Consider the following 21,654-nt stretch of genomic DNA (forward strand, 5'->3'; position numbering starts at 1 on the left):
CGCGAGACCCATGCCGTACGACGTCGAGAAGCCGGACGAGCAGTGGCGGGCCGAACTGAGCCCGGCCGAGTACACCGTGCTGCGCAAGGCCGGCACGGAGCCCGCCTTCGTCGGTGAGTACACCGACACGAAGACCAAGGGCGTCTACTCCTGCCGCGCCTGCGGCGCCGAACTGTTCACCTCCGGCACCAAGTTCGAGTCCCACTGCGGCTGGCCGTCCTTCTACGACCCGAAGGACACCGACGCCGTGGAACTTGTGGAGGACCGCTCCCACGGGATGGTGCGCACCGAGGTGCGGTGTGCTCGCTGCGGGTCGCACCTCGGGCACGTCTTCGAGGGCGAGGGGTACCCGACCCCGACCGACCAGCGGTACTGCATCAACTCGATCTCCCTGCGGCTGGCCCCCGACGAGGACTGAGGCGGCGGCGTCTTTCGGGGGGCGCCGGGAGACGCGAACTCCGTCCCGGAGTGCGGGCGGCGCACCCGTCACGGGGTCTCGTCGTCCCACTGGTCGAGCAGCAGGTCGCCCAGTTGCGCGTCGGCCTGTGCCGCTCCGCCGTGCAGGGGCTGTTCGGTCCAGATGACCTTGCCGTGGGGGGTGTACCTCGTCCCCCACCGCCGGGCCAGCTGGGCGACGAGGAACAGGCCGCGTCCGCCCTCGTCCGTCACGGCCGCCCGGCGCAGGTGCGGTGAGGTGCTGCTGCCGTCGGAGACCTCGCAGACGAGGGTGCGGTCGCGCAGCAGCCGCACCCGGATCGGCTCGCTGCCGTAGCGGATCGCGTTGGTGACCAGTTCGCTGAGCATCAGCTCGGTCTCGAAGCCCACCTCCTCCAGCCCCCACACCTCCAGCTGCCGGGCGCACGCCGCGCGCACCGGGGCGACGGACGAGGAGTCGCGGGGCACGTCCCACTCCACGACGTCCGCCGGGTCCAGCAGCCGGGTGCGGGCCACCAGCAGCGCGACGTCGTCGACGGGGCGCGGCGGCAGGACGGCGTCGATCACCGCCCGGCAGGTGTCCTCCGGACTCCGGTCGGGCCGGCCGGCCAGGGTGTCGCGCAGCAGGGAGAGGGCGGTGCCGACGTCCCGGCCGCCCCGGTCCTTCAGCAGCCCGTCGGTGTACAGGACCAGGAGCGACCCCTGCGCCAGGTCCAGCTCGGCGGTCTCGACGGGCAGGCCCGCCGCCAGGCCGAGGGGTGGGGAGGCGGGCAGCTCGGGGAAGTGGACCGTGCCGTCGGGAGGTACCAGCGCGGGCCCGGGGTGACCCGCCGTCGCCACGGTGCAGCGTCCGGCGACGGGGTCGTAGATCGCGTACAGGCAGGTGGCACCGGTGACCGCGTCGGCCTCGGCCCCGGGCTCGGGTGCCCGGTCCTGGTCGATCCGGCTGACCAGTTCGTCGAGGTGGGCCAGGATCTCGTCGGGCGGCAGGTCGAGGGCCGAGAAGTTGAGGACGGCGGTGCGCAGCCGGCCCATGGTGGCGGCGGCGTGCAGTCCGTGCCCGACGACGTCGCCGACGACGAGGGCCACGCGGGCGCCCGGCAGCGGGATCACGTCGAACCAGTCCCCGCTCACACCGGCCTGCGCGGGCAGGTAGCGGTGGGCCACCTCCAGCGCGTTCTGCTCGGGCCGCCCGCGCGGCAGCAGGCTCCGTTGCAGGGCCACGGCCACGCCGCGGGCGTGGGTGTAGCGGCGGGCGTTGTCGACGGACACGGCCGCCCGCGCGACCAGTTCCTCGGCGAGGGAGAGGTCGTCGTCATCGAAGGGGCCGCGCCGTTCGCTCCGCCAGAAGTCGGCCAGTCCCAGCATCACGCCCCGCGCCCGCATCGGCACGGCGAGGAGCGAGCTGATCCCGTGGCCGAGGATCCGTGTGGCCGTCTCCGGGCTCTGGACCCGCCATGCGTGGGCGTTGCCCAGATCGGCCTCCAGCACCGCGCGACCGCTCTCCAGCGCCGCCGCCATGGGGGTGCCGGGCAGCCAGACGACCCGCTCGCCCACGGGGAAGACCGGCGGGTCCGGGCCGTCGCCGAGGAGGGCGGCGCGGCGCAGGTCCGCCGTGTCCTTCGGCTCGTCGCCGCGCAGCACCGGCTCCAGCAGCTCGACGGTGACCAGGTCGGCGAACCGGGGGACGACGACCTCCGCAAGTTCCTCGGCGGTCCGTACGACGTCCAGGGTGGTGCCGACCCGCACACCGGCGTCGTACAGCAGCCTCAGCCGCTCCCGGGCCTCCTCGGCCCGGCCCGAGAGGGCGCGCAGTTCCGTGGTGTCCCGCAGTGTCGTCACGCTGCCGGCCGGTCCTCCCCGGCGGTCCGTGAGGCGGGTGTTGGCGACCAGCAGCCGGTCTCCGGCGAGGAGCACCTCGTCGTTGGCCACCCGGCCGGAGGACAGCAGCTCGGCCACCCGCGGCTCGAGGCCGAGCTCCGTGATCGGGCGTCCCTCCGCGTCCGCCGGCAGGTCCAGCAGCCGCCGCGCCTCGTCGTTGGCCAGGAGCAGCCGGCCCTCGCCCGACCGGACGAGGACGCCCTCGCGCACGCTGTGGAGGACGGCGTCGTGGTGCTCGTACATCCGCGTCAGCTCGACGTGGCCCAGGCCGTGGGTCTGCCGCCGCAGCCGCCTGCTCGCCCACACCGATCCGCAGGTGGCCAGGACGAGGGCTCCCCCGACACCCCCGAGCAGGAACGGCAGCTGGTGCCAGACCGTCGTGTTCACCGTCTCGAGCGTGATCGCGACGTCCACGACGCCGGCGACCGAGCCGTCCGGCCGGAAGACGGGGACGACCGAGTCGACCGCGGGGCCGCGGCTCGCGGTGATGACCTTCGTGAAGGGCCTGCCCTTCGCCGCCTGCCGGTACGGACCGATGACGTGTTTGCCGATCAGGGCGGGGTCGGGATGCGTGAGCCGGATGCCGTCCGGCCGGTACACGACGACGAAGGCCACTCCCGTCCGCTTCCTGGCCTCCTCGGCGCGTGGCTGGAGGATCGCCGTCGGATTGTGGCTGTCCAGGGCCGCCGCCGTCCCCGGGGCGCTGGCGAAGGCGTCGGCCACGGAGCGTGTGCGGTGCCGGGCGTCCGCCAGGCTGGTGCTCCGGGTCTGGAGCACCAGGACGACACCCGCGGCGACGATGAGCACCAGCAGGATCACCATCTGGAGGACGAACGCCTGCGCGGCGAAGCTGCGCGCGCCCGGCACCGGGCGCCGCCGCCTCGTGGGCCTGCGCGGAGATCCGGCCATATGCTCATTTTCCAGCACCGGCGGCCACGGCCAAGTCACCGGCGGCTACCGGGCCGGCTACCGTCCCGGGGGGTCGCGGGCGCTTTGCGGGGCACTCTCACAGTGGGACAATGTGGGACACAGGTGGCGTCAGCGGCGCCACCGGCACTCTTCGCTTTCCTTGGTGAGGCGGGTGGAAGACATGGACATAGCCTCCTACGCCGTGCTGGCCGTGGCACCCAATGTGTGGGCCACCTTCGGCGCCTTCATCGGTGGACTCGTCATCGTGATCGCCCTGGTGTGGGCCGTCGGCATGGGCATCGGGGTGATGCGCCGCGAGCCGGACCGGCCGACCGAGGCGGAGCAGCCGCACCTGCCGGTCACCGGCGCCGTCCACGAGATCAGGGAGATGCGGGAGCTGGACGAGCTCCACCCGGACGACGGGGAGCGGCTCATGCCGTATGAGCTGCACGCCACCGGAACCCGCCGCAGCCAGGACCAGCACCGACGGCGCTGGCACCCGGGCAGCAGCGGTTCCTTCGGCGGCGGCGGCCCCGGCCGGACCTGACCCGGCCATGGCCGCACCCGTCCAGGGGACGGGCCTCAAGGGGCCCGCCCCCGCGGCATGCCGGGGCGGGGGCGCCGGGGCGGGCCGGCGGCGCGGTGCGGCGCGGGGTGGCGCGGATCGCGTCGACCGGCCGGTGTCGCCGGCGCGATGCTGGGTAGGCGTGGCTGTCGAAAGGCGCCACGGGGCCTGGGACCGTCCGGTCGGGCGGGCCCGCGCGCCGGGGACTCACAGCTTGCGCACAGAGCGGTCAACGGGGGACGGGGGGTGTCGCGTGCGGACGTCGCACGGCACAAGGCGCTCGGACTCTCCTCGCAACGGCCCGCGCGACCGCGGCCGAGAGCGGACAGCTCCTGCCAGACCCGAAGGGTATTCGGCGTTTTGATACGGATAGATTCAGTCACCAAGCGGTATCCGGACGGCACCCTGGCGGTCGACCGGCTCTCCCTCGACATACCGGACCGCTCGATCACCGTCCTCGTCGGACCGTCGGGATGTGGCAAGACCACCACGCTGCGCATGATCAACCGGATGGTGGAGCCGACCGGGGGCACCATCCTCCTCGACGGCGTCGACATCCAGGAGCAGCCCGTCAACACCCTGCGCCGGTCGATGGGGTACGTCATCCAGAACGCGGGGCTCTTCCAGCACCGCACCATCGTCGACAACATCGCGACCGTGCCCCGCCTGCTCGGCTGGAGCAGACAGAAGGCCCGCGCGCGGGCGGCGGAGTTGATGGAGCGGGTCGGTCTCGACACCTCGCTCGCCAAGCGGTACCCGTACCAGCTCTCCGGCGGCCAGCAGCAACGCGTCGGTGTGGCGCGGGCGCTCGCCGCCGACCCGCCGGTGCTGCTGATGGACGAGCCGTTCTCCGCGGTCGACCCGGTGGTGCGCAAGGGCCTCCAGGACGAACTGCTCCGCATCCAGGAGGAGCTGGGCAAGACCATCGTCTTCGTCACGCACGACATCGACGAGGCCGTGAAGATCGGCACGATGGTCGCGGTCCTGCGCACCGGCGGCCGGCTCGCCCAGTACGCCCCGCCCGCCGAACTGCTCTCCGCTCCCGCGGACGACTTCGTCGAGGACTTCCTCGGCATCGACCGCGGCATCCGCCGGCTGTCCTTCTTCGCCTCCGGGGGACTGGAGCTGACGAAGACCCCGATCGTCCCCGCCGACTCCACCGCCGAGCAGATCGCCGCCCGCGTCACCCCCGAGATGCCCTACCTCCTCGTCACCGACCCGGACGGCAGGCCCCTCGGCTGGAGCGAGCCGGACGCCCTGGCCGACGGCCCCGTCGACGCCGCACGGCTCCTGTCCCACGGGCGGCCCTTCGCGTACGGCACCGACTCGCTGCGCGCCGCCCTCGACTGCGCCGTGCTCTCGCCGACCGGCTGGGCGGTCGCCGTGGACGGCACCGGACGCGCGGTCGGCGTCGTCTCCCAGCAGACCATCGGCGAAGCGATCCGCAGCGCCCACGCCGAGGGGGGCACCGGGCCGGAGGCCGGCGCGGGGGCCGCCGACGCCGGAGCAGAGACCGGCGCCGAGGCCGGTGTCGCCGGATGAACCGATTCTTCGACATTCCGAGCGACCTCCAGCACAGCTGGTTCGGCCTGATCGGACTGCACCTGCGCGAGGCCCTGCTGCCGGTCCTGGCCGGCCTCCTCGCCGCACTGCCCGTGGCCCAGCTGTGCGTGCGGTTCCGGTGGCTGTACCCGCCCGTGCTGGGCCTGACGACCGTGCTGTACGCGATCCCGTCGCTGGCGTTCTTCGTCGTCCTCATCGACTACACCGGCCAGACCGAGCTGACCGTCATGATCCCGCTCGCCGTCTACAGCCTCGTCGTGCTCGTCCCGGCGATCGTCGACGGCGTCCGCTCGGTGCCGCCGGAGACACTGGCCGCGGCCACCGCCATGGGTCTGGGACCCGTACGCCGGTATCTCCAGGTGCAGTTGCCGATCGCGGTGCCCGCGATCATCGCGGGGCTGCGGGTGGCCGCCGTCTCCAGCATCTCCCTCGTCAGCGTCGGGATGCTGATCGGCAACCAGGGCGCCCTCGGCAATCTGCTCCATGACGCGCAGATCTACGACCGGCCCGAACTCGCCTGGAACTCCGTCCTCACCACGGCGGCCCTCGCGGTCGTCGTCGACTCCCTGCTCGTCCTCGTACGCCTGCTGCTGACCCCCTGGATGCCGCGCGGCACCCGCCACCGCACCCCGTCGGACGCCGAGGCGCGGCCCGAGCCGGCCACGCCCGCACTGGAGGACGCAGCCCGGTGAACGTACTCCACTTCGTCAACGCCTTCTTCGGCGACGCCGCTCACTGGAAGGGCTACGACGGCATCCCCACCCGCCTCGTGGAACACGTCCAGTACTCCCTGACGGCCCTGGGCCTGGCCGCCCTCATCGGGCTGCCGGTCGGCCTGGTCACCGGGCACTACGGGCGCGGCGGCAACGCCCTCGCCCTGATCGCCACCGCCGGGCGGGCACTGCCCAGCTTCGGCCTGCTGGTGCTGATGGTGATCCTGCTCGGCTTCGGCAAGATCCCCGTGATGATCCCGCTGGTCGTCCTCGCCGTCCCGCCGATCCTGATCACGACCTACGAGGCGATGCGCTCCGTCGATCCCTCGCCGGTGGACGCCGCCCGCGGCATGGGCATGGCCGAGTCGCGCGTCCTGTTCCAGGTCGAGCTGCCCGTCGCGCTCCCGCTGATCCTCAGCGGACTGCGTTCGGCGGCCATCCAGATCGTCTCCACGGCCACCATCGCCGCGTACGTCACCCTCGGCGGCCTCGGCCGGTACATCGTGGACGGCCTCTACCAGCACGACTACGAGAAGGTCGCGGGCGGGGCCGCCCTGGTCGCCGTGCTGGCGCTGGCGACGCTCGCGGTGTTCTGGGCGGTCGCGCGACTGGCGGTCTCGCCCGGGGTGCGCCGTGGCGGCTGACCGCGGAAGACGGAGCGGCACCCCGGGTTCCGGCCGCCCCGGAGGTGCCCCGCCGTCACCGCCCGACACGCATCGAGGCCGATCGGTGACCCGGTCCCTCTTGACTGACGAAGAAGCGGCTGGATTGGATCAAACCGCGGCAATCGCACCCCGCGTGCCGCCGCCGCTGCCATGCACCCGACCAACCTCTCAGCCGGGAACGGGAATTGTGACTTCCAACACGAAGAGCACCACGTCCAGCAAGAGCCACCTCGGGGCGGCCGCCATCGCACTCGCAGCCGTCTCGGCGCTCCTCGCGGGGTGTTCGTCCGGCGGCAGCTCCGGCAAGGACCCGCTCGCGGAGGGCAGCGCGGGCGGCGACACGGTCGTCGTCGGCTCCAACAACTTCGCCGAGAGCATCCTGGTCGCCGACATCTACGGCGAGGCCCTGAAGGCCAAGGGCGTCAAGGTCGAGTACAAGCCCAACATCGGCAGCCGCGAGACCACCTACGGTCTGCTCAAGAACGGCTCGGTCACCGTGCTGCCCGAGTACAACGGGGCGCTGCTGGCCTACCTCGACCCCAAGGCCGCCCCGACGACGGTCGAGGCGACCACGGAGGCCATCACCGCCAAGCTGGACTCCGGGCTGACCCTGCTCGACCCCGCGCCCGCGCAGGACAAGGACTCCGTCACCGTCAACGCCGCGACGGCGAAGAAGTACGGGCTCACCGAGAAGTCCACGATCGCCGACCTCAAGGACGCCGCCAAGGACCTGGTCATCGGCGGCTCGCCGGAGTTCCAGACCCGGCACCAGGGCCTGAAGGGCCTGACGTCCGAGTACGGGCTGGAGTTCAAGTCCTTCAAGGCGCTGGACGCGGGCGGCCCGCTGACCCAGGCGGCGCTGAAGAAGAACACCGTGCAGGTCGCCGACGTGTTCACCACGGATCCGACCATCGCCAAGGAGAAGTTCGTCGTCCTCCAGGACCCGAAGAACCTCTTCGGCTTCGAGAACGTCCAGCCGCTGGTGTACAAGTCCGGCCTGGACCAGAAGGGCGTCGACGCGCTCAACGCGGTCTCCGCCAAGCTGGACACGGCCACCCTGCTGGACCTGGACACCCAGGTGCAGTCGCAGCACAAGGACCCGCTCGACGTGGCCAAGGCGTGGCTGAAGTCCGCGGGCCTCGGCTGATCCACCGCGGTGGACACGGGCCCGCGGGGCCGTGGCACCGCCCGCACGCCGGGTGCCGGACGGACGACCGTCCGGCACCCGGCGAGGCGCGGGCCCGAAGAAGCCGCCGGCTCAGAGGTCGAACTCGTGCGGCGGCAGCCCCAGGGCGAAGCAGGCCTCGCGGACCATGGCCTGCTCGGTCTTGTCGAAGTCGCCGTCCGCGCCGCCGATGACGATGCCGATCTGGACGACGGCACGGGCCTCGGCGGGCTTCTTCTTCGCCTTGGCGATCTCCTGCAACACGCTGACCTTGCCGAAGTCGAAGTCGGCGGTCAGCTTGCCCAGGTTGTCCTCGAAGCGGCGGCGCAGGTCGTCCGCGGGGAAGTTCTGCAGCACCTCGTTGCCGGCGATCAGCTGGGCGACACGCTGACGCTCCGAAGGGTCGACGGTGCCGTCGGCGGCGGCCACGAGGGCGCACATCGCCATGCTCGCGTCCCGGAAGGCACCGCTCTTCAGGTCGTTCTTCTTCGCCACGAGCTGGGTCTGCATCTGCGTCGCGGAGTCCTTGATGCGGTCCCACAGGGCCATGTGCTCTCCAAGTGTGGTGTCGGGTGGCCTGACACGTTCCGTGCTGCATCTACAGCAACGTAGAAACTGACGGGGCGACGGATAAGTTCCGGCGGACGGGTCCAGGCGGGCCCGGAGGGGTCCAGGCGGGTCCCGTCCGGGCCCGGCCGCCTAGACTGGTGCGGCCCGTACCGGCGTGCGGGCGTGCGCGAACAGGAGGAAGACGACCGTGGCGGCAGCCCGCAGTGGCTTCGAGGATCCGCCCGCCGACGTGCTCGCGGAGGCGGCCGCGGCCTTCGGGCTGCTCGCCTCGCCCGCCCGGCTGCACATCGTGTGGGCCCTGGCCCAGGGCGAGAGCGACGTCACCGGGCTCGCGGAGCGGGTCGGTGGAGCGCTGCCCGCCGTCAGCCAGCACCTGACCAAGCTGAAGCTCGCCGGTCTCGTCCGCTCCCGCCGCGAGGGGCGGCGGCAGGTCTACTTCGTCGACGACCCCGACGTGGTCGACGTCGTACGGCTCACGGTCGCCCGGCTCACCGACCGGGGCGCCGCCGTCGACGCCCCGGCGCGCCGCGTCCGTGGCCTCTGAACTGGCGGCGGCCCTCCCGGCCGCGCCCGACGGAACGCCCCTCCAGGTACTGCGACGGCTCGACAGCGGCCCGCGCGGGCTGACCGACGCCGAGGCGGAGGCCCGGCTGGCGGAGGTCGGCGAGAACACGGTTCCCGAGGTGCGCGGCCCGTCCTGGCCCCTGCTGTGGGCGCGCTCCCTGCGGGACCCGTTCACGTCCGTACTGCTCTGCCTGGGCCTGGTCTCCACGCTCGTTGCCTCCTGGGGGACCGCCGCGGTGATCCTCAGCCTGGTCGTGGTCAGCTGTGTGCTGCGCGCGACCGGCGAACACCGGGCCGACCGGTCCATGGCCGCCCTGCGCGAGCTGGTCGCCGGCACCGCCACGGTGCTGCGGCGGACGGCCGGCGGGCAACGGCCGCGCGCCCGGGAGGTCCCGGTCACCGAACTGGTGCCGGGCGACGTCCTCCGGCTCGGACCCGGCGACCTCGTACCGGCCGACGTGCGACTGCTGCGCGCCCGGGGACTGACCGTGCACCAGGCGGCGCTCACCGGCGAATCCGCCCCGGTCGCCAAGGCGGCCGTGGAGGAACCGGGGCTCGCGGAACACGGCCCGTTCGGACAGCCGCACCTGTGCTTCCAGGGCAGCAGCGTCGCCACCGGCACGGCCACCGCCGTGGTGGTGCGCACGGGGGCGCGGACCCGGTTCGCCGCCGTCCACGGCACCGCGGGCCGCGGGCGCGCGGAGCAGGCGGGCCCCAGCGCCTTCGACCGCTCCGTGCAGGGCATCTCCTGGGTGCTCATCCGGTTCATGCTGCTGACGCCGCCGCTGGTGCTGATGGCGAACGCGGCGCTGCGGGGGCGCGGCCTGGAGACCCTGCCGTTCGCCGTGGCGGTGGCCGTCGGGCTCACGCCCGAGATGCTGCCCGTGATCGTCACCCTCTGCCTGGCCCGCGGCACCCGGCAGCTCGCGGGGGCGCACGGCGTCATCGTCAAGCGGCTGCCCGCACTGCACGACCTGGGCGCCGTCGACGTGCTGTGCGTCGACAAGACAGGCACCCTCACCCAGGACCGGCCCGTCGTCGAACGGACCCTCGACGCGGACGGCCGCGACGACCCGGAGGTGCTGCACTGGGCCGCGGTCGGCGCCTGGTGGACCCTCCAGCTCGCCGAACTGCCCGCGCCGGACGCGCTCGACGAGGCACTCCTGGAGGCCGCCGGAGCGGTCGGCGAGGACCACGACGGGATCGCGGCCATCCCCTTCGACCCGGTACGCCGCCTGGCCACCGCCGTGGTGCGGGGCCGGTTCGGCAGGCACGTCCTCGTCGTCCGGGGCGCCGTGGAGGACGTACTGGAGCGCTGCGTCCTCGAGCCCGCCGAGCGCGAGCGGCTGCGGGGACTCGCCGCGCACGAGGCGGACACCGGGCTGCGGCTGCTGGCCCTGGCCACGGCCGAGCGCTCCGCCCGCACCGGCGACTACACCCCCGCCGACGAGCGGGACCTGACCTTCCGCGGCCTGATCGCCTTCCGCGACGCGCTCGCGCCGACCGCCGCCGAGGCCCTGCGCGGGCTCGCGGAGGCCGGTGTCACCGTGAAGATCCTCACCGGCGACCACCCCGGCACGGCCGCGCGCGTCTGCCGCGACCTGGGGCTCGACGTGGGGGAGGTGCACACCGCGGGCTCCGGACCCGGCCGGGACGGCGCCCTTGCCGCGGCCGCCACGCGTTCCACCGTCCTCGCCCGCTGCACGCCGGACGACAAGGCCCGGGTAGTCGCCGCGCTGCGGACCGCCGGCCACACCGTCGGCTTCCTCGGCGACGGCGCCAACGACGTGCCCGCGCTGCGGGCCGCCGATGTCGGCGTCGCCCCGCGGGCGGCCTGCGACATCGCCCGGGAGAGCGCCGACGTGGTGCTCGCCGACAAGGACCTCACGGCGATCGGCCACGCCGTGGTGGCCGGCCGGCGGGCCAGCGGCAACATCGCCTCCTACCTGCGCGTCACGCTCTCCTCCAACCTCGGCAACGTCATAGCGATGCTCGTCGCGGGCCTGCTGCTGCCCTTCCTGCCGATGCTCCCGGTGCAGGTGCTCGTCCAGAACCTCTGCTTCGACGCGGCCCAGTCGTCCTTCGCCCACGACCGTCCGGGAAGGGTGGTACTGCGCCGCCCGACCATGCTGCGGCCGCGTGCCTTCCTGCGGTTCATCACCGGGTTCGGCGCGCTCAACGCGGTCGCGGACTTCGCCACCTTCGCCGTCCTCGCCCTCGTCCTGTGGGGGCCCGACGCGCTGAACGACGAGGCCGTCTTCCACTCGGCCTGGTTCACCGAGAACCTGCTGACCCAGGCCCTGGTGATGGTGCTCCTGCGCACCGGCCGGAACGAGGGCGGCCGGCGGAGGCTGCTCGGACCCGTCGCCTGGGCCGCGGCCGTCCTCTCCCTCGTCGGGCTGCTGCTCCCGGCCAGCCCGCTGGGCCCGCTGCTGGGAATGACGGAGCTTCCCCTGTCCTACTACCTCCTGCTCGCCGCCGTCCTGGGACCGTACGGTCTCGCTCTCGCGGCGGCGGTCCGGCGGTACGAGCGGCCAGGCGCGGAAGCCGTCGAGCCCGGGTAGCTGCCCGCCCCGGATCGGTCGGCCCGCCCGCCACCGGCGGAAGGCGGTGTTCGGCGTGGGCCGTCCCGACCTGCGGGCGGCGGTACATGAGCGCGGGCACACGCGGGCCCCGATACAGCGCGCGCCGTCTGCTTCGGCCGGCGGCGGGAGTCGCCGGGGCGCCGACGGTGACGGCAGGGTGACGGCAGGGTGACGGCAGGGGGCCAAGGGGCCCTGGTGGACGCGTCGGAGCCGTGAGTTATCGTGTACGCGGAGTGAGAAAAAGACGGCACGCCTCGTTCGTTACGGCCCCGGGAGTGTTCGATCCATGCCGAGGCAGTTACGCGCCGAACAGACCCGCGCGACGATCATCAAGGCCGCCGCCGACCTGTTCGACCGGCACGGCTACGAACGGACCAGCCTGAGCGACATCGTCGCACACGCACGCGTCACCAAGGGCGCCCTGTACTTCCACTTCGCGGCCAAGGAGGATCTGGCCCACGCCATCCTGGAGTTGCAGTCCCGGGCCGCCCAGCAGGTGACCAGCCACGTGGACGAGCAGGGCCACTCGTCGCTGGAGGCCCTGATACGCATCACCTACGCGCTCACCCGCCTCACCGTGGAGGGCCCGGTCACCCGCGCCGGACTGCGACTGGCCGCCGGGGGAGTCGAACTGCGTCCGCCGCTGCGGCACCCGTTCACCGAGTGGCTGGAGATCGCCACCGGCAAACTCCTCGGCGCCGTCAAGGAGTACGAGATCCAGCAGGACGTCGACGTCCACGCCGTCGCGCACTCCCTCGTCTGCTTCTTCGTCGGCACCCGGGTCGCCGGCCGGCCCCTGGAACCCATGGCGCGGCTGCCCCGCAGGACGACCGAGATGTGGCACCTGCTGATCCGCGGCCTGGTGCCGGTGCACCGCCGCCCCCGCTACCTGAGCCTCGCCACCCGGCTGGAGCGGGAGATCGTCGTCGTCTGACAGGTCGGGAGCCGGCCGGCCGGCCGCACGGCGCGACACCTCGGTTCACGTGCGGATTCACGCGATGGAGTGATCGCGTTGGTGCGTACGGATGGTGCCGGAGCGTCGCGGGTAGGGCCCGGCCATGACGCAGCAGCCCTTCGAACTCCCGCACTTCTACATGCCGTATCCCGCGCGGCTCAACCCGCACGTCGACGAGGCCCGCGCCCACTCGACGCGGTGGGCGCGCGACATGGGCATGCTGGAGGGCTCCGGGATCTGGGAGCGGTCCGACCTCGACGCGCACGACTACGGACTGCTCTGCGCCTACACCCACCCCGACTGCGACGGACCCGCCCTGTCGCTCATCACCGACTGGTACGTGTGGGTCTTCTTCTTCGACGACCACTTCCTGGAGACCTTCAAGCGCAGCCAGGACCGCGCGGGCGGCAAGGCCTACCTGGACCGGCTGCCCCTGTTCATGCCCCTCGACCTCGAGACCTCCGTTCCCGAGCCGCGCAACCCGGTCGAGGCCGGTCTCGCCGACCTGTGGGCGCGTACGGTGCCGTCGATGTCGGCCGACTGGCGCCGCCGGTTCGCGGTGGCGACCGAGCACCTGCTCAACGAGTCCCTGTGGGAGCTGTCGAACATCAACGAGGGGCGGATCGCCAACCCCGTCGAGTACATCGAGATGCGCCGCAAGGTCGGCGGCGCGCCCTGGTCGGCGGGGCTGGTGGAGTACGCGACCGCCGAGGTGCCCGCGGCCGTCGCCGGGACCCGGCCGCTCCGGGTGCTGATGGAGACCTTCTCCGACGCCGTGCACCTGCGCAACGACCTGTTCTCCTACCAGCGGGAGGTCGAGGAGGAAGGGGAGCTGAGCAACGGCGTCCTGGTCCTGGAGACCTTCTTCGGGTGCACCACCCAGGAGGCCGCCGACTCCGTCAACGACGTCCTCACCTCCCGCCTGCACCAGTTCGAGCACACCGCGCTGACCGAAGTGCCCGCGCTGGCCCTGGAGAAGGGCCTCACCCCGGCCAGGACCGCGGCGGTGGCGGCGTACACCAAGGGTCTCCAGGACTGGCAGTCCGGCGGCCACGAGTGGCACCTGCGCTCCAGCCGGTACATGAACGAGGGGGCCCGGTCCACCGACCCGTGGCAGCGCCCGGCGGGCCCCGGCGCCTCGGCGGCCGACGTGGGCGCGCTGCTCGCGGCGGCCGGGGCGGTGGGGGCACCTCCCACGCCGTTCAGGCAGTGGGGGAGGCTGCGCGCGTACACGCACATGCCCTTCGAGAAGGTCGGTCCGGCCCGCATCCCCGACCTGCGCATGCCCTACCAGCTGGGGCTGAGCCCGCATCTGGACCGCTCGCGGGGACGGCTCGTCGACTGGTGCCACGGCATGGGCATCCTCGAGGAGGGCGTGTGGGACGAGGACAAGCTCGCCGCCTACGACCTGGCGCTGTGCTCGGCCGGCATCGATCCGGACGCCACGCCCGAGGCGCTCGACCTGAGCGCGCAGTGGCTCGCCTTCGGCACCTACGGCGACGACTACTACCCGCTGGTGTACGGCCACCGCCGCGACCTGGTCGCCGCGAAGGCGACCACGGCCCGCCTGTCCGCCTGCATGCCCGTGGCGGGGGAGGCGGCGCCTGTCCCGCTCAACGCCATGGAGCGGAGCCTGACCGACCTGTGGGCGCGCACCACCGCGGAGATGACCCCCGATCAGCGGAGCACCCTGAAGCGGGCGGTCGACTCGATGACCGAGAGCTGGGTGTGGGAGCTGTCCAACCAGCTCCAGAACCGCGTCCCCGACCCGGTCGACTACCTGGAGATGCGGCGTGCCACCTTCGGCTCCGACCTCACCCTGAGCCTGTGCCGGATGGGACGCGGCCCGGCGATCCCCGCCGAGGTCTACCGCAGCGGCCCGGTCCGCTCCATGGAGAACGCGGCCGTCGACTACGCCTGCCTGCTGAACGACGTCTTCTCGTACCAGAAGGAGATCGAGTACGAGGGCGAGATCCACAACGCGATCCTGGTCGTCCAGCACTTCTTCGGCATCGACTACCCGGCCGCGCTCAAGGTCGTCCAGGACCTGATGAACCAGCGCATGCGCCAGTTCGAGCATGTCGTGGCCCACGAGATCCCCGTCGTCTGCGACGACTTCGCACTGTCCGAGGAGGCGCGGGCGGCCATGCTCGGCTATGTCGCCGACCTCCAGAACTGGATGGCGGGCATCCTCAACTGGCACCGCAACGCCGACCGCTACAAAGCCGAGTGGCTGGGCCGCCGGGTCCACGCCTTCCTCCCGGACCGCCCGCCGGCCCCCGCCCTCCCCGTGGGCTGACCGACCACCGAACAGCGGCAGCCGGAGGCGGTCGATGGAACAGACAGCGTTGCGTCCCAAGCCGATGCCCGGACGGGAGCCCGGTGGCGGCGGACACGGCGGCCCGGTACGGCGCCCGCTCGCCCCGCGCCGCCGGGGCCGCCGGCTCGCGACCCTGGTGTGCGGGCTGCTCGCCGGGATCGTCCTGGTCCTGTCCGGGGTCGGCCTCGGGGCGGTGGGCGTCACGGTGATCGCCCGGGGCGGGCCCGTCGTCCCCGCCGAGCAGCAGCGGCAGGCGGTCACCCCGGGGCGCACGGATCCGGCACCCGCCTTTGCGTCCGTACCGGTGCGTCCGACGCTGGGCGTGGAGGTGGTGGACGGCGACGGGCCCGGAGCCCGGGTGGTCGGCGTCCACGTCCCCGGTCCCGGCTACACGGCGGGCCTGGTCCGCGGCGACGTGCTCCTCGCCTTCGGCGGAACGCGGGTCGACACGGCGGCGGACCTGGCTCGCGCGGTCGCCGGGGCCCGCCCGGGACAGGCGGTGGTCCTCACCGTCCGCCACGCCACGGGCGGCTACCAGCGACTGACCACCACCCCGGGAATCACCACATGACACCTCCCACCCCACCCTGGGGTCCACCGTGCCGTGCCGGGTGGGGCCGGTCGGGTGAGTGGGGGCAGGATCCGGAACCGGCTCGCGTTGCGTGGCGTGGCCGGGCAGGATGCTGCCCGTAGCCTTCCTCACCGTTTCAGCCGCATACGGAGGACCGGATGACCGGTAGCGCGCTCGCGCCCTTCACCGCCGACGACTACAGGGCCCGGCTGGAACGCGCCACCCGCGCGGCGGCCGACGCCGGACTCGCCGGACTGCTGGTGGCGCCGGGGCCGGACCTGGTGTGGCTGACCGGCTACGCGCCCTGCGCCGTCACCGAACGGCTCACGCTGCTCGTCCTCGCCGCCGGACGCGAACCCGTCGAGCCGGTCCTCGTGGTGCCCACCCTGGAGGCCCCCGACGCCGCCAAGGCGACCGGCGCGGCCGCCCTGTCCCTGCGCGACTGGACCGACGGCACCGACCCCTACGCCGTCACCGCGGCCCTCCTCGACGACCGCGGCAGGTTCGGCATCAGTGACAACACCTGGGCCATGCACCTGCTCGCCCTGCAACAGGCGCTGCCGGGAACCTCCTACGCGTCCCTCACCGAGGCCCTGCCCATGCTGCGCGCGGTGAAGGACGCGGCCGAGGTGGAACTGCTCGCGGCGGCGGGGGCGGCCGCCGACGCCGCGTTCGAGGAGATCCGCACGGTGCGGTTCTCCGGCCGCCGCGAATCCGAGGTCGCCGCCGACCTCGCCGGTCTGCTGCGGCGCTTCGGACACTCCCAGGTCGACTTCACCATCGTCGGCTCAGGCCCGAACGGCGCCAACCCGCACCACGAGGTGGGCGACCGCGTCATCGAACGCGGTGACATGGTCGTCCTCGACTTCGGCGGCCTGAAGGACGGCTACGGCTCCGACACCACCCGCACCGTGCACGTCGGCGAGCCGACCGACGAGGAGCGGCGGGTGCACGACATCGTCCGCGAGGCCCAGGAGGCCGGCTTCCGGGCGGTGCGCCCCGGCGTCCCCTGCCAGGAGGTCGACCGGGCCGCCCGCGCGGTCATCACCCGGGCCGGGTACGGCGAGTTCTTCATCCACCGCACCGGCCACGGCATCGGCGTCACCACGCACGAGCCGCCGTACATGATCGAGGGCGAGGAGCAGCCCCTCGTACCCGGCATGTGCTTCTCCGTGGAGCCCGGCATCTACCTGCCCGGCCGCTTCGGGGTGCGCATCGAGGACATCGTCACCGTGACCGACGACGGGGGCCGCCGCCTCAACGACACGACCCGCGAGATGGTCATAGTGGACTGACCCACCGGCAGTCCCCACCCCGCAACCGCAACGACACGGCGCGACGATGACCCAGGCACCGACACCCACCGCGGACACCGTCCGCAGACTGGTCCGCACCCTGCTCAAGGAGGGCGCGGACACCGCCCACGGACCCGACGTGCGGCCCGTCGCCGAGGGGGGCGAGCACTCCACCTGGTGGGTCGGCAGCCGCCATGTGCTGCGCCTGGCCCCCGACCGTGACGCCGCCGCCCGCCAGCGCCGCGAACTGCGGCTGCGCGAACTGGTCCGCCCGCACCTTCCGGTCGCCGTCCCGGCCAGCGTCGCGCACGGTGAGTGGGCGCCCGGGCTGACGTACACGCTGGACACCCGGATCACCGGCGGCACCACCGGCGGGCACGACGTCTCCGCCGTCGGCGAGGACGACCTGGCCGGGCTCTTCACCGGGCTGCGCGAGGTCCCCGCCCGGCAGGCCCGGACCCTCGGCGTCCCGCGCACCGCGCCGCGCTCCCTGGAGGCCCTGCGCCGCATGGCCGTGCACGCCGCCGCCCGCCTCGGCGCCGCCGACGAGTTCGACCCCGGACGGATGGCCCAGCTCACCGCGCCCGCCGCGGCCCAGCTCGCCGCCCAGCCCGGCACCGCCGTGCTCGTCCACCACGACCTCAAGGGCGAGCACCTGGTGGTGAGCGCCGACGGCCGGGTGCGCGGGGTCCTCGACTGGACCGACGCCGTGGTCGGCGACCCGGCCGAGGACATCGCCGGCGTCGCCGTCGCCGTCGGTTCCCCCGCCGCGGTGCGCGCCGCCACCCTCGCCGGTTACGGCGCCCGGCCCTGCCTGCGCGGCCTGTGGCTGGCCCGCTGCGACACCGTGATCCGCCTCGCCGCCCGCCTCGACGGCCGCGACGACAGTCCGCTGCCGCTTCTCAGGTCCCAGCTGCGCCATGCCTGGGAGGCGATCCTGCTGGAGCGGGTGACGGAGTTCCGGGACGACACCGGGGACACGGGGGACACCAGGGACACCGGAGCCAGGCGGGCCACCGAGGAATAGGGGCACAGGGAGCCGTCCGGGCGCCGTGGTTCCGTGCTCAGTGCTGCAACAGCACCGCGCACGACTCCGCGGGCACGTGCAGCATCCCGTCCGCCCCGGGTGCCGCGACCGGCTCCCAGGCGGCCAGCACCTCGGTGGGGCGGCTGCCGAGGGGGATCCGCGCCGGCGCCTTGGCCAGGTTGAGCGCCACCAGCACGTCCCCGCGCCGGAAGGCGAGCCAGCGGGCCTCCTCGTCGTAGGCCACCTTGGTGTCGGCGAGGTCGGGGTCGGTGAGGTCGGGCTGCTCGTGCCGCAGGGCGGTCAGCCGGCGGTACCAGGCCAGCATGCGCGCGTGCGGCTCGCGCCCGGGCTCCGACCAGTCCAGGCACGAGCGGTCGCGGGTCGCCGGGTCCTGCGGATCGGGCACGTCCTCCTCCGCCCAGCCGTGCGCGGCGAACTCCCGCCGCCGGCCCTGGCGCACCGCCTCCGCGAGCTCCGGGTCGGTGTGGTCGGTGAAGTACTGCCACGGCGTGCCGGCCGCCCACTCCTCGCCCATGAACAGCATCGGCGTGAACGGCGCGGTCAGCGTCAGCGTGGCCGCGCAGGCCAGCAGCCCGGGAGAGCCGGCGAGCAGCAGGGACAGACGGTCGCCGCGGGCGCGGTTGCCGACCTGGTCGTGGGTCTGGCCGTAGCCGAGCAGCCGGTGCCCGGCCACCCGGGTGCGGTCCAGCGGGCGGCCGTGGTGGCGGCCCCGGAAGCCGGAGTAGGTCCCGTCGTGGAAGTAGCCGCCGGTGAGGGTCTTGGCCACCGCCGCGAGCGGGGCCCGCCCGAAGTCCGCGTAGTAGCCCTGGGACTCGCCGGTCAGCGCCGAGTGCAGCGCGTGGTGGAAGTCGTCGTTCCACTGGGCGTCCAGGCCGAGGCCGCCCTCCGTGCGCGGGGTGATGATCCGTGGGTCGTTCAGGTCCGACTCCGCGATCAGGAACGGGCGGTGGCCAAGGTCGGCGGAGAGCGCGTGCACGGCCGTCGACAGCTCCTCCAGGAAGTGGCACGCGCGCGTGTCCGCCAGTGCGTGCACGGCGTCCAGGCGCAGACCGTCGATCCGGTAGTCGCGCAGCCACGCCAGCGCGCTGCCGACCAGGAACCGGCGCACCTCGTCCGAGCCGGGCGCGTCCAGGTTGACGGCGGCACCCCAGGGGGTGTGGTGGGTGTCCGTGAAGTACGGCCCGAACCGCGGCAGATGGTTGCCCGACGGGCCCAGGTGGTTGTGCACCACGTCCAGGACCACGCCCAGGCCGAGTCCGTGGGCCCGGTCGACGAAGCGCTTCAGCCCCTCGGGGCCGCCGTACGGCTCGTGCACCGCCCACGGCGACACACCGTCGTAGCCCCAGCCGTGCCGGCCGGGGAACGGGCACACGGGCATCAACTCGACGTGGGTGACGCCCAGTTCGACCAGATGCGGCAACCTTTCGGCGGCCGCGTCGAAGGTGCCCTCACGCGTGTACGTGCCGATGTGCAGCTCGTACAGGACCGCGCCGGGCAGTGGGCGCCCGGCCCAGGCGGCGGAGCGCCACGTGTACCGCGCGTGCTCGACGACCGCGCTCAGCCCGTCCGGACCGTCGGGCTGCCGCGGCGAGCGCGGGTCGGGCAGCACCGGGCCGTCGTCCAGCGTGAATCCGTACCGCGATTCGTCGCGCGCCTCGGCCGCACCGGTCCACCACCCCTCCCGCTCCGGGTCACGCTCCAGCGCGTGCCCGACTCCGTCGCACTGGAGCGTCACACGGTCGGCCTGTGGTGCCCACACCTCGAACTGCACGGACGGTTCCCCTTCGTTCGCTCACCGTGACGTAGCCCGTCCATGGTGCGCCACGGGAGATCAATCCGTATCCGAATCCCCGCATCGCGGCGGGTGTCGCCGGATCGGCGCGGCCGGTGCCGGTGTCCGTGGTAGCTGGACACGGGGGGTCGGCTGACCGACAATCAGCGATGTGACGTCGCCCTCCGAGTCCCACACGTATCCCGCGCGGCTGTCCGACGCGGAGCGCGACAAGGCGCTGAAGGTGCTCCGTGACGGCGTCGCGATGGGCCGGCTGTCCCACGACACGTTCGTACGGCGGATGGGGCTGGCGCTGGCCGCCCGGCAGGCGGACGAACTCGCCGCGCTGACCTCTGATCTGCACACCGAGGGGCGCGTGTCCCGGCTGGTGTTCGGCACGGTCGAGGCGGTGTCGGGGTTCACGGTGCGGCTGCGTCGGGCCTGGCAGGCCGAGCGGCTGCCCAAGCTGCTGCTGCCGTTCCCCGGCAGCGGTCACCCGTTGCTGATAGGGCGTGACCCGGCCAGCGGGCTGCGGCTGACTCACGAGACGGTCTCCCGGGCGCACGCCGAACTGCGCCACCAGGGCGGCATGTGGGTGCTGCGGGACCTCGGCTCGACCAACGGCACGACCGTCAACGGGCGGCGGGTGGTCGGCGCGGCCGTCGTGCGCGAGGGCGACCAGGTCGGGTTCGGGCAGGTCGCGTTCCGGCTCGCCGCGAACTGAACCGGCCGCGAGCCAACCCGCCCGGCGCCACGTGCGCGTGTGCTCGCGTTCAGGTGGGCCCCGGGCGGGCCTGGCAGGCCGTGGTGACCACGGTGCTGCTCTGGTGCTCGACCTGGTGCTCCAGGGGGACCCAGCGGGCGTGGAAGCGGTGCGCGAACGCCTCGCTCCAGGTGGTCACGAGGTGTTCCAGACCCGGGGCGGCGCGGTCGTCGGTCTCCCGCAGGGTCCGCAGGAGCATCGCCGCGGCCCGCAGCGGCAGCCGGCGGCCGAACGCGTCCACACTGCCGACGTACGCCATCGTGGTGTCCGCGGGTGGGGTGTGCATCCAGTCCGCGGCCAGTCCCGGCACCAGGCTCAGCCCCCACTTCGCCGCCCGCAGCAGCGGCCCGTCGGCCCCCCGCAGGCGCGGCAGCGCGTCGGTGAGCACCAGCTCCACCTCCCGCGCGTCCCGCAGCAGCCGGTGCGCCAGGCGCCGTATCGCCGCCGCCGGGGCGGGATGCGGCGCGGGGTCGTCCACCAGGTCGCTCGCCCACATCGGCACCTCCACGACCGCGGTCATGCCGCCGTACCGGTGCGGGTGGTACCAGGTGCTGCGCCGGGCGTCGTCCGGCATGCTCGGATACGCCGGGCCCGCGCCGAGCCCCGGCATCACCCGTACCCCCGGCCCGGAGACCGGCCAGCCCGCCGCGTCCGAGGCGCCCGTCTCCACCGGTATGTGCAGCCGTGCCGCCGACTTGGCGAACGGCTCGGCGAGCCCGGGCACGTCCCGGGTCAGCTGCACCCAGCTGCCGCCCAGTTCGGTGCCGTGCAGCGTCACCTGCAGGTAGGGACGCAGCTCGTCGATCACCCCGGTCAGCGCGCGCGTCTCCGGCGGCAGCCGGTCGGGCGGCAGCACGGAGGGCGACCACTCCGGCTGCTCGGGTCCCGCGGGCCGGAAGAAGCCGAGGTGGTAGTCGAGCAGGCTGCGCGGGGCCGGAGTGACGTGCAGACTTGCCCCGTCCGGGTCCGCGCACAGCAGGAAGTGCCAGGAGGTGTCCGTCCGCAACCGCTCCTCGCGCAGCACGCGGTGCGCGACGGAGAGAAGGGTGGAGCCGCCGGTGGGCTCGTTGGCGTGGGCGCCGGCGACCACCAGCACCGCCCGTCGGGCGTGCCCGACGGACAGCAGGTGCAGCGGTCGCCCCGCGCGGGAGCGGCCGACCTGCCTCAGCTCGCACCGGTCCGGCCGGTACGCGGCCAACGCACGGGCGGACGCGACCAGTTCGGGAACGCTGGGATAGCGCAGCTCCGGCAGGAGACTCACCCCCGACCTGTCCTCCCGGCTTCGCATTCCGCAGTACCCCACGGACGCCGGATCC

General features: G+C 73.5%; 18 protein-coding genes. 14 read left to right on the forward strand and 4 right to left on the reverse strand.

From position 1 onward, the window contains the following. Positions 1–10: 10 nt before the first annotated feature. On the forward strand, positions 11–418 hold the full coding sequence (msrB, locus tag ACTYVM_RS12285) for a peptide-methionine (R)-S-oxide reductase MsrB (RefSeq protein ID WP_445525965.1): 408 nt from the start codon (positions 11–13) through the stop codon (positions 416–418). 68 nt (positions 419–486) lie between these two features. Here msrB and ACTYVM_RS12290 read toward each other — a convergent pair whose 3' ends face one another. Next, positions 487–3,225: a SpoIIE family protein phosphatase gene (locus ACTYVM_RS12290; RefSeq protein ID WP_445525966.1), complete on the reverse strand. Its 2,739-nt coding sequence runs from the start codon at positions 3,223–3,225 to the stop codon at positions 487–489. Positions 3,226–3,406: 181 nt separating this feature from the next. Here ACTYVM_RS12290 and ACTYVM_RS12295 point away from each other — a divergent pair, with 181 nt between their 5' ends. From ACTYVM_RS12295 to ACTYVM_RS12315, 5 genes are all read left to right on the forward strand, one after another. Next, positions 3,407–3,772 carry a DUF6479 family protein gene (locus ACTYVM_RS12295; protein ID WP_141357191.1) on the forward strand — a complete coding sequence of 122 codons (366 nt, stop codon included), beginning with the start codon at positions 3,407–3,409 and terminating at the stop codon, positions 3,770–3,772. A gap of 378 nt (positions 3,773–4,150) precedes the next feature. Further along, entirely contained in the window at positions 4,151–5,332 is a 1,182-nt protein-coding gene (locus ACTYVM_RS12300) for an ABC transporter ATP-binding protein (RefSeq protein WP_445525967.1), read from the forward strand. Then, positions 5,329–6,045: an ABC transporter permease gene (locus tag ACTYVM_RS12305; RefSeq protein WP_445525968.1), complete on the forward strand. Its 717-nt coding sequence runs from the start codon at positions 5,329–5,331 to the stop codon at positions 6,043–6,045. The genes ACTYVM_RS12300 and ACTYVM_RS12305 overlap by 4 nt, the downstream gene beginning before the upstream one ends. Further along, positions 6,042–6,710, forward strand: coding sequence for an ABC transporter permease (locus tag ACTYVM_RS12310; RefSeq protein WP_445525969.1), 669 nt, complete (start codon positions 6,042–6,044; stop codon positions 6,708–6,710). The genes ACTYVM_RS12305 and ACTYVM_RS12310 overlap by 4 nt, the downstream gene beginning before the upstream one ends. Before the next feature lie 208 nt (positions 6,711–6,918). Continuing rightward, positions 6,919–7,878, forward strand: a complete 960-nt coding sequence (locus tag ACTYVM_RS12315) for an ABC transporter substrate-binding protein (RefSeq protein ID WP_445525970.1) — start codon at positions 6,919–6,921, stop codon at positions 7,876–7,878. Between the two features lie 111 nt (positions 7,879–7,989). Here the strand turns inward: ACTYVM_RS12315 and ACTYVM_RS12320 are convergent, their stop codons facing one another. After that, positions 7,990–8,445, reverse strand: a complete 456-nt coding sequence (locus ACTYVM_RS12320) for a tellurite resistance TerB family protein (RefSeq protein WP_445525971.1) — start codon at positions 8,443–8,445, stop codon at positions 7,990–7,992. 208 nt (positions 8,446–8,653) lie between these two features. Between ACTYVM_RS12320 and ACTYVM_RS12325 the strand changes: the two genes are divergently transcribed. From ACTYVM_RS12325 to ACTYVM_RS12355, 7 genes are all read left to right on the forward strand, one after another. Further along, entirely contained in the window at positions 8,654–9,010 is a 357-nt protein-coding gene (locus ACTYVM_RS12325) for an ArsR/SmtB family transcription factor (RefSeq protein ID WP_400027121.1), read from the forward strand. Beyond that, positions 9,000–11,594, forward strand: coding sequence for a magnesium-translocating P-type ATPase (mgtA, locus tag ACTYVM_RS12330; protein WP_445525972.1), 2,595 nt, complete (start codon positions 9,000–9,002; stop codon positions 11,592–11,594). Before ACTYVM_RS12325 ends, mgtA begins: the two co-directional genes overlap by 11 nt. A 307-nt stretch (positions 11,595–11,901) precedes the next feature. Beyond that, positions 11,902–12,549 (forward strand): ScbR family autoregulator-binding transcription factor, encoded by a 648-nt coding sequence (locus ACTYVM_RS12335; protein WP_445525973.1) that lies wholly within the window; start codon positions 11,902–11,904, stop codon positions 12,547–12,549. Between the two features lie 124 nt (positions 12,550–12,673). Continuing rightward, complete coding sequence (gene cyc2, locus ACTYVM_RS12340) at positions 12,674–14,869, forward strand: germacradienol/geosmin synthase Cyc2 (RefSeq protein ID WP_445525974.1); 2,196 nt, start codon at positions 12,674–12,676, stop codon at positions 14,867–14,869. A 34-nt stretch (positions 14,870–14,903) separates the two neighbouring features. Further along, positions 14,904–15,461 (forward strand): PDZ domain-containing protein, encoded by a 558-nt coding sequence (locus ACTYVM_RS12345; RefSeq protein WP_445525975.1) that lies wholly within the window; start codon positions 14,904–14,906, stop codon positions 15,459–15,461. 158 nt (positions 15,462–15,619) lie between these two features. Beyond that, positions 15,620–16,756 carry a M24 family metallopeptidase gene (locus tag ACTYVM_RS12350; RefSeq protein ID WP_445525976.1) on the forward strand — a complete coding sequence of 379 codons (1,137 nt, stop codon included), beginning with the start codon at positions 15,620–15,622 and terminating at the stop codon, positions 16,754–16,756. A 46-nt stretch (positions 16,757–16,802) separates the two neighbouring features. After that, on the forward strand, positions 16,803–17,783 hold the full coding sequence (locus ACTYVM_RS12355; protein WP_445525977.1) for an aminoglycoside phosphotransferase family protein: 981 nt from the start codon (positions 16,803–16,805) through the stop codon (positions 17,781–17,783). Positions 17,784–17,820: 37 nt separating this feature from the next. Here ACTYVM_RS12355 and treZ read toward each other — a convergent pair whose 3' ends face one another. Beyond that, positions 17,821–19,575: a malto-oligosyltrehalose trehalohydrolase gene (gene treZ, locus ACTYVM_RS12360; RefSeq protein ID WP_445525978.1), complete on the reverse strand. Its 1,755-nt coding sequence runs from the start codon at positions 19,573–19,575 to the stop codon at positions 17,821–17,823. Between the two features lie 172 nt (positions 19,576–19,747). Between treZ and ACTYVM_RS12365 the strand changes: the two genes are divergently transcribed. Next, entirely contained in the window at positions 19,748–20,299 is a 552-nt protein-coding gene (locus ACTYVM_RS12365) for an FHA domain-containing protein (RefSeq protein WP_445525979.1), read from the forward strand. Positions 20,300–20,348: 49 nt separating this feature from the next. On the opposite strand, the gene ACTYVM_RS12370 is transcribed toward ACTYVM_RS12365, so the two are convergent. After that, positions 20,349–21,599, reverse strand: coding sequence for a M14 family zinc carboxypeptidase (locus ACTYVM_RS12370; RefSeq protein WP_445525980.1), 1,251 nt, complete (start codon positions 21,597–21,599; stop codon positions 20,349–20,351). Between the last annotated feature and the right edge of the window lie 55 nt (positions 21,600–21,654).

Source organism: Streptomyces cyslabdanicus (assembly GCF_052663305.1).